We start from the raw sequence: 15,290 nt of genomic DNA, 5'->3' as shown, positions 1-15,290 counted from the left end.
CCGTCATGGAGACAACCCACATGAATACCGAACCGAGCGGCCAAGGTCACGGCGCCGTCGAGTCGTGCGACGTCGCGATCGTCGGCTACGGCCCGACCGGCCTCGTCGCCGCATCGATGCTGGGCCGCGCCGGCCACCGCGTGATCGTCCTCGAACGCTGGCCGACGCCTTACGGGCTGCCTCGCCTCACGCACATCGACGGCGAAACCGCGCGCATCGTGCAGGCCAGCGCCGACGTCGATCATGCGCTGCGCAACGCGAAGGCCGTCGATACCTACCACTACCGCGACGCGAACGGCGACCTGCTGCTTGAACTGAACTGGACCGGCCGCGCATGCGGCTACCCCGCGCACATCTCGATCTACCAGCCCGACATCGAGGATGCGATCGATGCGCGCGCCAGCACCTTCCGGAACGTAACGATCCTGCGCGGCTGGGAAGTCGACACGCTGCAGCAGGACGACGACGGCGTGACGCTCACGGCACGCCCGTGGCGCGGCGGCCAGGATGCGCAATGGACCGGCCAGCCGCGCACCATGCGTGCGCGCTACCTGATCGGCGCGGACGGCGCGAACAGCCTCGTACGCCGCACGCTCGGCATCGAACGTTCCGACTTCGGCTACAACGAGCGCTGGCTCAATCTCGATTCGGAAAACAAGCGTGATCTCGGCGACGGCTGTGCGCGCACGACGATCTACTGCGATCCGGCACGTGCGTACATGCACATGCCGATCGGCACGAAGCGCACGCGTTTCGAGTTGCGCGTGCTGCCGGACGAATCGACGGCCGAATGGGAAACCGAGGCAGCCGGCTGGAAGTGGCTGAAGGACCACTACGGCTACGGCCCGGACGACCTGAAGCTGCTGCGCCATGTCGTCTACACGTTCGAGACGCGCATGGCCGAACACTGGCGCTCCGGCCGCGTGCTGCTCGCGGGCGATGCCGCGCACACGATGATGCCGTACATGGGGCAAGGCGCATGCTCGGGCATGCGCGACGGCATCAACCTCGCGTGGAAGCTCGATCTCGTGCTGACCGGCCGCGCATCCGCCGACCTGCTCGACACCTACGAAGCCGAGCGCCGCCCGCACGTGACCGCGATCACGCAGATGTCGCTGTTTCTCGGCCAGGTCGTCAACGAGGACGATCCGCGCAAGGTGGCCGAGCGTGACGCGGCATTCCGCTCCGGCAACATGCCGCCGATGCCGCCGTTCCCGAAGCTCGGCCATGGCATCCTGCACGCCGAAGCCGACGGCACGCTGCTGCCGACGACCGGCGCACCGGCACCGCAAGGGCGCGCACGGCGCGGCGCGGCCGACGGCCGCTTCGACGACGTGGTCGGCCAGGGCTTCCAGCTCGTCACGCGCGAGCACCCTTGCCGCCATCTCGACGACGCGCAGCGCGCGTTCCTCGCGCAGCTCGGCTGTCACGTGGCCGTGCTGGCCGACGACGTGTGCACGCCGGATGCGGTGATCGATCTCGACGGCGAACAGCGCGCGTTCATGGATGCGCACGGCATCGGCGCGTATATCCGGCGGCCCGATTTCCTCGTGTTCGGTTCGGTGGCCGACCTGCGCGATCTCGGCGCGCTCGTCGATGCGCTGCGCGACAAGCTGCATTGGTCGGCGCCGTCCGGCGAACCGTCCGCCGCCATGGCCACCACCGCACACGCCTCGTAACGGAGATGCACGCATGACGACCGAACTGTCACCGTTCGCGCTGTCCCTGCAACGCGCGATGCCCGTCACGCGCCTGCTCGATTGCGGAATGGACTACGCGGACGCGATCGCACTGCACGCACGCACGTCGGCCGGCGAGCCCTGGGATGTCGCGGCCGAGGCGCTCGCCGACGCGCAGCTCGCGCGCGCCACGCAGGCGGCGGATGCCGGCCATCTTGTCACCGCCGCCGACGCGCAGGCGATGGCCATCGCCGGTCTGCTGTTCGCGCAGATGGCGTTCAACCACGACGTGCCGCGCAAGCGCGCGCTCTATGCGCGGCTCGTCGACGCGTCGTACGGACTCGCGCGCTGGTCCGACAAACGGATCGAACGCGTCGAAGTGCCGTTCGGCGATGCCCGCCTGATCGGCTGGCTGGTTCGCCCGCCGGTGGAACACCTGCGCGGCACCGTGATCGTGTTCGGTGGCCAGAGCGGCTGGGGCTTCGCGTACTGGCCGATCGCACGCGCGCTCGCGTCACGCGGCATCGCCACGCTGCTCGCCGAAGGGCCCGGCCAGGGCGAAACGCGGCTCGAACAGCGGATCTTCGTCGACGTCGATATGAGCGCGGCCTATCGGCGCTTCGTCGATCACGTCGCCGAACGCGTGCCCGGGCCGATCGGTATCTGGGGCAACAGCATCGGCGGATTGTGGGCCGCTTCGACCACGGCGAGCGACCGGCGGATCGCGGCCTGTTGCGTGAACGGCGCGCTGGCGGCGCCGTCGCTGCTGCCGTTCCGCACGTTCGTCGAACAGGCCGCGGCGATGCTCGGCAACGACGATCCCGACGCGGTGGCGGCGAACTTCGCGCGGATGAGCTTCTCGTCCGGACGCGACCGCATCGCATGCCCGCTGCTGGTGCTGCACGGCGGCGAGGATCCGCTGATCCGGCTCGACGACCAGCAGCCGTTTCTCGATGCGGCGACGGGCGGCGATGCGACGCTCGAGGTCTGGCCAGACGGCGAGCATACGATCTACAACCACGCGTCCGAGCGCACCGCGTTCGTGTGCGACTGGTTCGTCGAGCGGCTGACGCGGGCTTAACGGCAGGCGGCGGCGGGCCGGGCGACACGGCAGCCGCCGCCCCGCTCAACCGCCGATCTTGAACGTCGGCAACTGCTGCCCGAGCCGCGCGCCCATTTCCGCGCCGAGCGCCTGCAGTGCATTGAACGGCCGGATCATGACCTCGAATTCGACGATCAGCCCGTCGTCGTCGAAGCGGATCATGTCGATCCCTTTCAGCGCCTTGTCGCCGACGGCCGCGCTGAACTCCAGCACCACGCTCTTGCCGTCGTCGGTAACGAACTGGCGGTGATACGTGAAATCCTGCAGGATCGTGATCACCGTACGCAGCGCCATCAACAGCGCGGGCGCGGGCCCGTACGGCTTGAACGCCATCGGCGAACGGAACACGGCATCCGGATGGACGATCGCATCCAGCGCGCCAAAGTCCTTGTTTTCGATCATCGCGTGCCACGCGTCGAGCGATTTCGCAACAGCGGGATGAACATTGAGCGGTGCGTGCGTCATCGAAGTCTCCTGTATCGTCTGATGGAAAAGAAACGAGCGGTCTCAAAGGGTCGCGGCGAGCGTCGTGCCCTGGTGAATCGCACGCTTCGCGTCGAGCTCGGCGGCCTCGTATGCGCCGCCGATCACGTGAACCTTGCATCCGGCCGCCTCCAGTTGCACGGCCAGTTCGCGCAACGGCTCCTGCCCCGCGCAGATGATCACGTTGTCCACCGGCAGCGTCTGTTCGACGCCGTCGATCGTCACGTGCAATCCTTCGTCGTCGATGCGCCGGTACGTCACCGCCGACGACATCCCGACGCCGCGCGCTTTCAGCGCCGTGCGGTGAATCCAGCCGGTGGTCTTGCCGAGCCCGTCGCCGACTTTCGACGCCTTGCGCTGCAGCAGATGCACCTGCCGCGCAGCCGGCTCGGGTTGCGCACGGCCCAGGCCGCCGGCATGCGCATAGGACCGGTCGACGCCCCATTCGCTGAAGAACCGGTCCGCGTCGCCACGCTCGCCGCCGTCGCGATGCACGAGATACTCCGCGACGTCGAAGCCGATGCCGCCCGCGCCGACGATCGCGACACGGCGGCCCACGGCCTTGTCGTCGCGCAGCACGTCGAGATAGCCGAGCGTCTTCGGATGCCCGGCGCCGTCGATCGGCGGCGTGCGCGGCACGATGCCCGTCGCGATCACCACTTCGTCGAAAGCGCCCTGCAGCAGCATCTCGGCGGTCGCCCGCGTATTGACGTGCAGCGTGATGCCGCGCAATTCGATCTGCCGGCGGAAATAGCGCAGCGTTTCGTTGAACTCTTCCTTGCCGGGCACCTTCTTCGCGATGTTGAACTGGCCGCCGATCTCGGCGGCGGCTTCGTACAGCGTCACCGCATGACCGCGCTCGGCCGCCGTGACCGCGAAGCCGAGGCCCGCCGGCCCGGCGCCCACCACGGCGATCCGCTTGCGCTGCCGTGCGGGGCGGATCACGAGCTCGGTTTCATGGCATGCCCGCGGATTCACGAGGCAGGACGTGATCCTGCCGCTGAACGTGTGGTCGAGGCACGCCTGGTTGCAGCCGATGCACGTGTTGATTTCGTCCGCACGCCCTTCCCGCGCCTTGCGGACGAATTCGGCATCGGCGAGAAACGGCCGCGCCATCGACACCATGTCGCAATAGCCGTCGGCAAGCAGTTGTTCGGCGACTTCCGGCGTATTGATCCGGTTCGTGGCGACGAGCGGGATGCCGACCTTGCCCATCAGTTGCCGCGTCACCCATGCATACGCGGCGCGCGGCACCTTGGTCGCGATGGTCGGGATGCGCGCCTCGTGCCAGCCGATGCCGGTATTGAGGATCGTCGCGCCGGCCGCCTCGATCGCCTGCGCGAGCCGGATCACCTCGTCGAGCGTCGAACCGCCTTCGACGAGATCGAGCATCGACAGTCGGTAGATGACGATGAAGTTCGTGCCCACGCGCGCGCGCACGCGCCGCACGATCTCGACCGCGAAGCGGATCCGGTTGTCGTACGCGCCGCCCCACGCGTCGTCGCGATGGTTCGTGCGCGCGGCGATGAATTCGTTGATCAGGTAGCCTTCGGACCCCATGATCTCGACCCCGTCGTAGCCCGCATGCTGCGCGAGCGCCGCGCATCGCACGAAATCGGCGATCGTCTCGTCGACTTCGTCGCTGCTCAACGCATGCGGCGTGAACGGGTTGATCGGCGCCTTCAAGGCGCTGGGCGCCGCCAGCGCCGGGTGATACGCGTAGCGCCCGAAGTGCAGGATCTGCAGCGCGATCTTGCCGCCCTCCGCATGCACCGCGCGCGTCACGACGCGATGACGTTCGGCTTCCGCCTCGGTCGTCAGCATCGCGCCGCCCGGCGCCGGACGGCCGCGCTCGTTCGGTGCAAATCCGCCCGTGACGATCAGGCCGGCCTCGCCTCGCGCGCGCTCGGCATAGAACGCCGCCATCCGCTCGAAGCCGTTCGGCGCTTCCTCGAGGCCGACGTGCATCGACCCCATCAACACGCGGTTCCTGAGCGACGTGAAGCCGAGTTCGAGCGGGGTCGTCAAATGCAGATAACGGGGTGTCATCGGGGGGCTCCATTTTTTATGCAACAAGTTGCACAGATGGTAGTTCACCGCCCTCGTTTATGCAACACGTTGCATAAACATGATCCCTGGCTTGTACTGTGGCCCCGATATGGCAAGATGCGATTCATTCTGCGGCCTCCTCCGATCCGACATGTCCCTGCCTCACGCACTCCTCACCGCACTCGCCGAACGTCCCGGTTCGGGGTCCGAGCTCGCCGACCGCTTCGATCGTTCGATCGGCTATTTCTGGCAGGCGACGCATCAGCAGATCTATCGTGAGCTGGGGCGTCTCGAGGAAACGGGCTGGATCGAATCGCTGCCCGCCGAATCGGGGCGTGGCCGCAAGCGCGCGTACCGGATCCTGCCCGCCGGCAAGAAGGAGCTTCGGCGCTGGATCGCCGAACAGGAAGATCCGACGCCGCTGCGCGAGGCGTTGATGGTGCGCCTGCGGGCAGAAGCGGTACTCGGCCCGTCCGGCCTCGAGGACGAAATCAGGCGGCGCATCGCGCTTCACCAGGAGAAGCTCGACCTGTATCTGCAGATCGAGGCGCGCGATTTTTCGGCGCCCGACGATTCGCGCGCGAAGCGCCTGCAGCATCTGGTGCTGCAGGCCGGCATTGCGAACGAGCGGTTCTGGGTCGAGTTTTCGCAGGACGCGCTCGACACCTTGCGTCTGCCGAAGGATTGAACCGGCTTGGCCCCTGCCGTGCAGGGCCTGCGCGGTTCAACCGGACAGCGGGTTCGCCCTGCGCGCGGCCGGTTCGCCCCGACCACACATGCGGGCCGGCCCGCTCATGCCGCCGCAGCGACACGCAATGCGGCACGTGCGTTCCGTGCGTCGAGGCTGAATGCGCCCGCGCCGAAGTACGCGATCTGCAGCAGGCCGCCGGCCATCATCACGTTCTTCAGGAAGTGAATCATCTGGTTCTGGTCGGCGAAGTTGTGGTGGAAGAACACGGCCGTCACGAGGCTGAACAGCGCCATCGCCAGCGCCACCGGGCGGGCCCGGTAACCCGCCATCAGCAGCAGCCCGCCACCCGCCTCGACGAGCACCGCGACCACGAATGCGAGCGATGGCGCCGGCAGGCCGACGGAGGCGATGTAGCCGACGGTGGTCGCGTGCGCGGCCAGCTTGCTCAACCCGCTCATCAGAAACGGCGCGCCGATCAGAATGCGGCCGAGCAGCGGAAGATACGTGTAACGATTCATGATGCACTCCTGAAATGAAATGATTCGGCAGACTAAAAAAATCAAGGCACTCAGCCGGCGTCCACCATCACCAGCTCGGAATCCTCGAGCGCGACGATGTCGAGCGCGGCCTCGTTCGTGATCGCGACCCCGTCGAGCGATCCCACGCGTTCCCCGTTCACGTCGATGCGCCCCGATGCCGCAACGAGATACGCACGGCGCGATGCGCCCAATGCGTGTCCGACCCGCTCGCCCGCCCTCAGCGTTGCGCCGAGCACGCGCGCGTCGGCACGGATCGGCAGCGCGCCGTCGTCGCCGGCGTAGCCGCTCGCCAGCACGACGAAACGCCCGGACCGGTCGCCCTTCGGAAACGGCTTCGTGCCCCACCCGGGCGCGCCGCCATTCGCTCGCGGCAGCAGCCAGATCTGGTAGACCTTGAGCGGTGTGTCGCCGCCGTTGAACTCCGCATGCCGGATGCCGGTGCCCGCGCTCATGACCTGCACGCCTCCCGCGCGGATCGTGCCTTCGGAACCCAGCGTGTCGCGATGGCCGAGCACGCCTTGCCGCACGTACGTGATGATTTCCATGTCGCGGTGCCCGTGCATCGGGAACCCGCTGCCGACGGCGATCTCGTCGTCGTTCCATACGATCAGCGGGCCCAGCGGCGCGTGCCCGGGCGTACCGTCGGCCGTCACCGCGAAATGGAATTTCGCGCGCAGCCAGCCGTGATTCGCCGTATCCAGCGATGCCCAACGCCGATGCGTCAACATGTTCGACTCCTGTTCCTGCTGCCCGGACGGCGGGCGGTTGCCTGGCGGTGCCTTGCCGGTTTCTGCGCGGCACCGAACGTGGAATGAATGCTAATTTCGCAAAGATCGATCGCATATCTCCTGAATGGCAACGTATCATTGCCCCCAGTAGAACGATCGATTCGAACGGAGCCGCCGCCATGAACCCCATCGCCGACCTGAACGATCTCCGGCTATTCGCGGAAGTGGTGGAACACGGGAGCTTTACGGCGGCCGCCCGCAGCCTCGGCGTGCAAACGTCGAAGCTCAGCCGGCGCATTCGCGCGCTCGAGGAAGAACTGGGCGTGCGGCTGCTCAATCGCACGAGCCGCAGCCTGTCGCTGACGGAAACCGGGCGGCAGTTCCATCAGCATTGCGTCGCGCTGGTCGCCGAATCGAAAGCCGCGAAGGACATCGTGGATCGCACGCGCACGCAGCCGCAGGGCACCGTGCGCATCAGTTGCCCGGTCGGTTTGCTGAGTTCGGGTGTCGCCGCGATCGTCGCACGCTACATCGAGCGCCATCCGCAGGTTCAGGTGCGGCTCGATGCAACCAACCGGCGCGTGGACGTGATCGAGGAAGGGCTGGATTTCGCGATTCGTGCGCGGGTTCCGCCGCTGGAGAACACCGATCTCGCCGTTCGGCAGTTGGGACTGTCGTACCGGATTCTCGTTGCGAGCCCGGCACTGGCCGCCCGCTTTCCGGCGCCCGAGTCGATCGACAGCCTGAAGGACTGGCCAACGGTGTCGACTGCCGGCAGCGGCGACCGGTTCGTGTGGAGCCTGACGGACGCCGACGGGCGCGCCCTCGCCTTCGCCCACCGGCCGCGACTGGCGACCGACGATCTGGCGACCCTGCGCCTTGCCGCGCTCGACGGTATCGGCGTCGCCGAATTGCCGCGCGAACTGGTGAACGCCGACCTTCAGGCCGGCCGGCTGCTCCACCTGCTGCCCGCGCTGTCGGCACCGACGGCGCTCGTCCACGCGATCTTCCCGACCCGGCGCGGGATGGTGCCCGCCGTTCGCCATCTGCTCGACGCGCTCGTCGCGGGCTTCGAGGAACTGAACCGGGTCGCGTAGCGGCCGCCAATGCAGCCGCACGCGCGCCGCAACTGCGCGCGCCGTCACCGGACGCGCGACGCGCATCGCGCCGCCGCGCGCCGGGCCCCGATCATGCGCCGGGCAGGATCACCACCTTGCCCTTCACGCGCCGGTTTGCGATCCGTGCGATCGCATCGGCGGCACCGGCCAGCGACACGCGCTCGGTAATCGCCGGACGCACCTTGCCGGCCGCGAACCATTCGGCGAGCAACCGCATGTTCGCGACATGCTGCGCCGGGTCGCGGCGCATCGCATCGCCCCAGAACACGCCGAGTATGTCGCGCTCCTTGAGCAGCGCGAGGTTCAGCGCGATCTTCGGGATCTCGCCGGCCGCAAAGCCGACCACGAGGAACCGGCCGCGCCACGCGGTCGCGCGCAGCGCCGCTTCGCTGCAAGCACCGCCCACCGGATCGTAGACGACGTCGGCGCCGCGCCCGCCGGTCAGTTCGTCCACGCGGCGGCGCAGGTCTTCGGCCGCATAGTCGATCGTCTCGTCGGCACCTGCTTCGCGGCACAGCGCCAGCTTGTCCGCGCTCGACGCCGCCGCGATCACGCGCGCGCCAAGCGCCTTCGCGATCTCGATCGCGGCGATCCCGACGCCGCCCGCCGCACCCAGCACCAGCAGCGTCTCGCCCGCTTGCAGGCGCGCACGCTGCTGCAACGCGTGCAGCGACGTGCCGTAGGCCAGCACCAGCGCCGAACCCTGCTCGAACGCCATTCCCGGCGGCAGCGCGGCGATCTGGTGCACGTCGGCCACGCACTGCTCGGCGAACCCGCCGTGCCCGGTGAATGCAACCACCGAATCGCCGGGCCGCCATGCGGTGACGCCCTCGCCCACCGCGTCGATCACGCCGGCAAACTCGGCGCCCGGCGAAAACGGCAACGCCGGCTTCACCTGATACAACCCCTGCACGATCAGCGCGTCGGGAAAATTGAGCGACGCGGCCTTCACCTGGATCCGGACCTGGCCGGCAGCCGGTTCGGGAATCGCCACATCTTCGATACGCAAGCTGTCGATCGGGCCGAATGCGGTACACAACAGGGCTTTCATGCGCTTCTCTCTCCTTGCGCGGCATGGCCGCGCCTCGGTGCGGCCGGCGGGATACCCCCGCGCGGCCGGTTCAAGACGAATGTCCGACGGTCACCGGAGGCGGCGTTCGCGACATCGTCAGCATTCCGGAATGTCGGTGCGATACCGTTCAGAACCACGCGTCGTGCATGTCGAGCGGCGTCGTGTCGACGCTCGACAACAGATCGAGCTGCGCATCCACCTTCGGCAATTCCCAGCGGGAAAAATAGCGGGCCGCTGCACGCTTGCCGTCGTGGAAATCATCGTCGTGCCCGTGCGCGGCGAGCGTCACGTCGAGCCAGAGCCATGCAACGACGAGATGGCCGAACGCTTCGAGATAGACGCTCGCGTTCGCCAGCCGCCGCTGCGGATCGTCGATCGTGCCCAACTGCTGCGTGACGTCGCACAACCGCGCCCAGCGCCGTGCCAGCGCATCGGCCTGCTCGCGCGTGCCGGCATCCAGCGGCCGCGCGCGTTCGACGGTCGCGCCGATCCGCCCGCCCAGCGCGCGCAACAGCGCGCCATCGTCCTGCGCGACCTTGCGGCCCAGCAGGTCGAGCGCCTGGATGCCGTGCGTGCCTTCGTGAATCGGATTCAGCCGATTGTCGCGGTAGAGCCGCTCGACCGCGTAGTCGCGCGTGTAGCCGTAGCCGCCGTGCACCTGGATCGCGAGGTCGTTCGCGGCGAGACACCACTGCGACGGCCAGCTTTTCGCGATCGGCGTGAGGATGTCGAGCAGGCGCGCGGCATGGGCGCGCACGTCCGCATCGTCGTGCGCGCGCGCTTCGTCGACCAGCTTCGCGCAGTACAGGATCAGTGCAAGACCGCCTTCGACATAGGCCTTCTGCGCGAGCAGCATGCGCCGCACGTCCGGATGTTCGACGATCGGTGCCTGCGACGCGGCCGCATCCTTGCCGGCCGGCCCGAGCGGGCGCCCCTGCGGCCGGTTGCGCGCGTAGTCGAGCGCGTGCAGATAGCCGGTGTAGCCGAGCGCCACCGCGCCCGCGCCGACACCGATGCGCGCCTCGTTCATCATGTGGAACATGTAGGCGAGCCCCTGATTCGGCTTGCCGATCAGGTAGCCGATCGCGCCCGCGCGCCCTTCCGGACGATAGCGCGTGCCTTCGCCGAAATTCAGCAGGCAATTGGTCGTGCCGCGGTAGCCCATCTTGTGGTTCAGCCCGGCGAGCACGACGTCGTTGTGTTCGCCCTGCGCGCTACCGTCCGCTCCCGTCAGGAACTTTGGCACGATGAACAGCGAGATGCCGCGCGTACCGGGCTGCAGCCGGCCGTGTTCGTCGGGAATCTTCGCGAGCACGAGGTGGACGATGTTCTCCGCCAGCTCGTGTTCGCCGCCGGAAATCCACATCTTGTTGCCCGTCAGCCGGTAGCGCGGCCCGAGCGGCGAGTCGCCCTCGAAATCCGCGCGCGTCGCGATGTCGGACAGCGACGAGCCCGCTTGCGGCTCGGACAGGCACATCGTGCCGAGGAAACGCCCTTCCAGCTCCGGGCGCGCGAACGCGTCGATCTGCGCGGGACTGCCATGTGCGACGAGCAGGTTCGCATTGGCGACGGTCAAAAACGGATAGGCGGCCGTTGCGATGTTCGCGGCCTGGAAGAACAGGAACGACGCGGCTTCGACGAGCTTCGGCAACCGCATGCCGCCGAGCGCTTCGTCATGGCCCGCGGCGATCAGCCCGGCGTCCGCGAACGCGCGCACCGCCGGTTCGACTTCGGGGATCAGCGTCACGCGCTCGCCGTCGAAATGCGGTTCCTCGCGATCGCCGCGCGCCGCATGCGGCGCGAACAGATCCTCGGCAATCCGCGCGCTGGTATCGAGCACCGCGTCGAAGGTCTCGCGGCTGTGCTCCGCGAAGCGCGGCAGCGCGACGAGCGATTCGGCGTCGAGCCAGTCATACAGCAGGAACGCGAGATCGCGTCGCGACATCAACAGGCTCATCGTGCTGCCTCCCGGGGTGCCGGCTTTGTCAGCCGAATGAAGGGTTCCGTGACCGCAAGTGCTGGCAGGAATTTAGCACGGTCGTTCGCAAACGACAACGGCAGGCGAGCTAGTCCGCGTAGCCGGGATTGCGTCGATCGAGCCGGCGCAGCAACCCGGGCCAGACGAGCGCGCCGGCGCCCATCCCGCGCGTGACCGCCGCGATCTGCTGCCTGATGCCGTCGAGAATCGGCTGCGCGATCGGCCGCAGCGCCGAGCCGCCGGCCTGCGCGCGGACCTGGATCATGCACGCCGCCTCGAAGAAGTACATCGCGACGAACGCGTCGGCCGGGCTCGCGCCGACCGTCAACAACCCGTGGTTGCGCAGCATCAGGTTCGTGTTGCCGCCGAGGTCGTGCACGAGGCGCGCCTTCTCGCCCTCGTTGAGCGCGATGCCTTCGTAGTCGTGATAGCCGAGCGACGCCAGCACGCCGAGCGACTGCTGCGACAGCGGCAGCAAGCCCGCTTCCTGCGCCGACACGGCGACGCCGTTGATCGAATGCGTATGCATCACGCACAGCGCGTCGTCGCGGGCCGCATGCACCGCGCTGTGAATCGTGAAGCCGGCCGGGTTGATCTCGTACGGCGATTCGGACACCTTGCGTCCGTCGAGATCGATCTTGACCAGCGACGACGCCGTGATCTCGTCGAACATCATCCCGTACGGGTTGATCAGGAAATGGTGTTCCGGGCCGGGCACGCGCACGGAGATATGGGTGAACACGAGATCGTCCCAGCCGAACAGCGCGGTGAGGCGATACGCGGCCGCCAGGTTGACTCGTGCATCCCATTCGGCGGGAGAAACCGTCTGCTTCACACTGACATCGGATGAGGCCACGTCACACTCCTTGTTCAGGGGTCGATGCGGACCGGGCCGCACGATGCGGCCCGGCGCGGGGGATATTGTGCGTCAATCCGCCGGCGGCTTCGCGAGCTGATCGGCAACCGGCAGGCTGCGGATGCGCGTGCCGGTCGCCGCGAAGATCGCGTTGGTCAGCGCCGGCGCCACGGGCGGCAAGCCCGGTTCGCCGACGCCGCCGAGCGGCGTCGCGAAGTCGTCCGGCGCGACGAGATGCACGCGGATTTCACGCGGCGCCTCGTTCATTCTCAGCACCTGGAAGCCGTTGAAGTTGCGCTGTTCCGGATGGCCGTCCTTGAACGTGATCTCGCCGTGCAACGCGATGCCGAGCCCCATCACCACCGCCCCCTCGAGCTGCGAGCGCACACGCTCCGGATTGACCTGCGGCCCGCAATCGATCGCGATGTCGACGCGCGGCACCGTGATCTTGCCGTCCGCGCCGACCTGCACCTCGCACACCGCCGCCGTGTACGACACGAAGCTGCGATGCGCGGCGATCCCGAGCCCGTGCCCCTTCGGCAGCGTGCGCCCCCAGCCGGCTTCGCGCGCAACCGTCTCCACCACCCGCCGCAGCCGGCCCGTATCGACCGGATACAGCGCGGGATCCTCGCCGTAGTTCACGTTCTTCACCGCGAGGTGCGGCTCGAAACGCCGCGCGGGCCCGATCAGCTCGAGCAGGAAATCCTTCGGATCGCGGCCGGCCGCATGCGCGAGCTCCGACACGAAACTCTGGATGCCGAACGCGTGCGGAATGTTGTAGACCGAGCGAAACCAGCCGATCCGCGTGTGCGCTTCCGCGGCCGGATTCTCGATCCGCACGTTCGGAATCGCGAACGGCAGATCCACGATCCCTTGCGCGAGTTCGCCCGGCTGCTCGTGCACGACGCCCGCCCGGAACGTCGACTGGATCGACGGCGCGACCGTGCGATGCTGCCACGCGACTACCTTCCCCGATGCATCGATCCCGCCGTCGAACGCTTCGAGCGACACCGCGTGGAAGTAGTCGTGCGCGATGTCGTCCTCGCGCGTGAACGTCAGCTTCACGGGCGCGCCGGCCGCTTTCGACAGCAGCGCGGCTTCCACCACGTAGTCTGGCTTCGACTTGCGGCCGAACCCGCCGCCGAGCAGCGTGACGTTGACCGTCACGCGTTCGGCCGGCAACCCGAGCGCCTTCGCGATTTCGTCACGCGTGGTTTGCGGCGCCTGCGTGCAGGTCCACACTTCGCAGCGGCCGTCGGCCACGCGCGCGACGGCCGCGGGCGGCTCCATCGTCGCGTGTGCGAGATGCGGGATGTAATACGTCGCACGCACGCGTTTCGCGGCGCCGGCCAGCGCTGCCGTCGCGTCGCCGTCGTTGCGGATCACGTCGCCCGGCTGCGCGGCGGCCGCTTCGAGCGTCTTGCGGTATTCCGCCGAGTCGTAGTTCGCGTGGGGTCCGCGCGTCCAGTCGAGCTTCAACTGCGCGCGGGCCTGAATGGCCGTCCACGTGTCGCGCGCAATGACGGCCACGCCGCCAAGCGGCTGGAAACCGGACGGCAGCGGCGTCGATGCAAGCTGCACGACCTTGACGACGCCCGGCAGCTTCTCGGCCGCCGACGCGTCGAACGACGCTACCGTGTCGCCGTACACCGGCGGTCGCGCGACGACCGCATACAGCATGCCGTCGAGCCGCGTATCGATCCCGTAATGCGCGCGGCCGCCAACGATGTCGCGTCCGTCGATCAGCGCCGTCTTACCCTTGCCGATGAAGCGGAATTCGGCCGGCGCTTTCAACGGGAGGGTCTTCGTATCGGGCGCCGGCAGCGCGGCGGCTTGCGACGCAAGCTCGCCGAAACCGAGTTTGCGCCCGCTCTTCGTATCGACGACCTCGTGCACCGTCACCTTGACCTGCCGGACATCGACGCCCCACGCGGTGGCGGCAGCCTGCTCGAGCATCGTGCGTGCAGCCGCACCCGCGCGGCGCAGTGCGGCAAAGCTCTGGCGCAGGCTGCGCGAACCGTCGGTGTTCTGGTTGCCGTAGCGCGGTTCGTCGCCGACGGCCTGCGCGACCTTCACGCGTGCCCAGTCCGCGCCCAGTTCGTCCGCCACCACGAGCGCGACACTCGTGCGCACGCCCTGCCCCATCTCGGAGCGGATGCAGGTAATGGTGACGGTGCCGTCCGGTGCAATCGCAACGAACAGGTTCGGATCGTCGCGCAACCCGTGCGGCATTCCCGCGCCGCCATACTGCGGATTCGCGCTGACGGGCGGCTGCACCGGCGCGGCCGCACGCGCAAGCGACGGCACGCCGAATGCGAGCAACAACCCGCCGGAAGCGAAGCCGAGCAGCAGCGCACGACGGCTTTCGTTGTGGGCGGAGAGTTCGGGCGCGCTCATGCGGCACCTCCGCGACGCACGGCCAGCCGGATCGCCGCGCGAATGCGCGTGTAGGTGCCGCAGCGGCAGATGTTGCCGGACATCGCATCGTCGATGTCGGCGTCGGTCGGATGGGGATTCGTCTTCAGCAGCGACGCGGCCTGCATGATCTGCCCGGACTGACAGTAGCCGCATTGCGCGACGTTCAGTTCCTGCCACGCCTGCTGCAGCGGATGCGTCAGGTCCGTCGACAGTCCCTCGATCGTCGTCACGCGCTTGCCGGCAGCCGCTGCGACCGGCGTGATGCACGACCGGATCGCCGCGCCGTCGAGATGCACGGTGCACGCGCCGCACAGCGCCATGCCGCAGCCGAACTTGGTGCCGGTGTGGCCGAGGACGTCGCGTAGATACCAGAGCAACGGCATGTCGGGATTGCCGTCGAAGTGCTGCTCGCTACCGTTGATGGTCAGCGTAATCATCGTTCACCTCTTGGTCGAGGCGCCCGCGTCGCACCACGGGTGCCGTGTGGGGATTCGTACGGTGCCGGGCGCGTTCGACTGCGCCGCTCCGGCACCGCCTGGTGGACTGCTGTCAATGCGTGATCGGTGCTGCAGCGTGC

At 68.2% G+C, this 15,290-nt stretch carries 13 protein-coding genes; 4 read left to right on the top strand and 9 right to left on the bottom strand.

The genetic code is table 11. From position 1 onward, the window contains the following. Positions 1-20: 20 nt before the first annotated feature. Positions 21-1,679 (top strand): bifunctional 3-(3-hydroxy-phenyl)propionate/3-hydroxycinnamic acid hydroxylase, encoded by a 1,659-nt coding sequence (locus OHZ10_RS06765; RefSeq protein WP_342704015.1) that lies wholly within the window; start codon positions 21-23, stop codon positions 1,677-1,679. Between the two features lie 13 nt (positions 1,680-1,692). Then, positions 1,693-2,760 (top strand): alpha/beta hydrolase family protein, encoded by a 1,068-nt coding sequence (locus OHZ10_RS06760; RefSeq protein WP_342704014.1) that lies wholly within the window; start codon positions 1,693-1,695, stop codon positions 2,758-2,760. A gap of 45 nt (positions 2,761-2,805) precedes the next feature. On the opposite strand, the gene OHZ10_RS06755 is transcribed toward OHZ10_RS06760, so the two are convergent. Together OHZ10_RS06755 and OHZ10_RS06750 are read right to left on the bottom strand one after the other, a co-directional pair. Beyond that, on the bottom strand, positions 2,806-3,246 hold the full coding sequence (locus tag OHZ10_RS06755; RefSeq protein ID WP_059234939.1) for a nuclear transport factor 2 family protein: 441 nt from the start codon (positions 3,244-3,246) through the stop codon (positions 2,806-2,808). A gap of 42 nt (positions 3,247-3,288) precedes the next feature. Next, positions 3,289-5,313, bottom strand: coding sequence for an NADPH-dependent 2,4-dienoyl-CoA reductase (locus tag OHZ10_RS06750; RefSeq protein ID WP_342704013.1), 2,025 nt, complete (start codon positions 5,311-5,313; stop codon positions 3,289-3,291). 151 nt (positions 5,314-5,464) lie between these two features. Between OHZ10_RS06750 and OHZ10_RS06745 the strand changes: the two genes are divergently transcribed. After that, entirely contained in the window at positions 5,465-6,001 is a 537-nt protein-coding gene (locus tag OHZ10_RS06745; RefSeq protein ID WP_059234943.1) for a PadR family transcriptional regulator, read from the top strand. A 104-nt stretch (positions 6,002-6,105) separates the two neighbouring features. Here OHZ10_RS06745 and OHZ10_RS06740 read toward each other — a convergent pair whose 3' ends face one another. Further along, positions 6,106-6,522, bottom strand: a complete 417-nt coding sequence (locus OHZ10_RS06740) for a DoxX family protein (RefSeq protein ID WP_059234945.1) — start codon at positions 6,520-6,522, stop codon at positions 6,106-6,108. 50 nt (positions 6,523-6,572) lie between these two features. Next, on the bottom strand, positions 6,573-7,271 hold the full coding sequence (locus tag OHZ10_RS06735; RefSeq protein ID WP_059234947.1) for a pirin family protein: 699 nt from the start codon (positions 7,269-7,271) through the stop codon (positions 6,573-6,575). Positions 7,272-7,450: 179 nt separating this feature from the next. On the opposite strand from OHZ10_RS06735, the gene OHZ10_RS06730 reads away from it, so the two are divergent. Next, on the top strand, positions 7,451-8,368 hold the full coding sequence (locus OHZ10_RS06730) for a LysR substrate-binding domain-containing protein (RefSeq protein WP_342704378.1): 918 nt from the start codon (positions 7,451-7,453) through the stop codon (positions 8,366-8,368). 91 nt (positions 8,369-8,459) lie between these two features. Here OHZ10_RS06730 and OHZ10_RS06725 read toward each other — a convergent pair whose 3' ends face one another. From OHZ10_RS06725 to OHZ10_RS06705, 5 genes are all read right to left on the bottom strand, one after another. Then, positions 8,460-9,440 carry an NADPH:quinone oxidoreductase family protein gene (locus tag OHZ10_RS06725; protein ID WP_256085801.1) on the bottom strand — a complete coding sequence of 327 codons (981 nt, stop codon included), beginning with the start codon at positions 9,438-9,440 and terminating at the stop codon, positions 8,460-8,462. 148 nt (positions 9,441-9,588) lie between these two features. After that, the gene (locus tag OHZ10_RS06720) at positions 9,589-11,418 is read right to left on the bottom strand and encodes an acyl-CoA dehydrogenase (protein ID WP_342704009.1); all 1,830 of its coding nucleotides are present in this window, start codon (positions 11,416-11,418) and stop codon (positions 9,589-9,591) included. Between the two features lie 109 nt (positions 11,419-11,527). Next, positions 11,528-12,295: a class II aldolase/adducin family protein gene (locus OHZ10_RS06715; RefSeq protein WP_174992072.1), complete on the bottom strand. Its 768-nt coding sequence runs from the start codon at positions 12,293-12,295 to the stop codon at positions 11,528-11,530. A gap of 72 nt (positions 12,296-12,367) precedes the next feature. After that, positions 12,368-14,692 carry a xanthine dehydrogenase family protein molybdopterin-binding subunit gene (locus OHZ10_RS06710; RefSeq protein WP_342704007.1) on the bottom strand — a complete coding sequence of 775 codons (2,325 nt, stop codon included), beginning with the start codon at positions 14,690-14,692 and terminating at the stop codon, positions 12,368-12,370. Next, positions 14,689-15,150 carry a (2Fe-2S)-binding protein gene (locus OHZ10_RS06705; RefSeq protein WP_059234957.1) on the bottom strand — a complete coding sequence of 154 codons (462 nt, stop codon included), beginning with the start codon at positions 15,148-15,150 and terminating at the stop codon, positions 14,689-14,691. The genes OHZ10_RS06710 and OHZ10_RS06705 overlap by 4 nt, the downstream gene beginning before the upstream one ends. Positions 15,151-15,290: the final 140 nt, after the last annotated feature.

The organism is Burkholderia arboris, from assembly GCF_038723655.1.
Classification (GTDB): domain Bacteria; phylum Pseudomonadota; class Gammaproteobacteria; order Burkholderiales; family Burkholderiaceae; genus Burkholderia; species Burkholderia arboris.
Note: the sequence above shows the minus strand (reverse complement) of the source record. Positions and strands in the feature narration are given on the sequence as shown.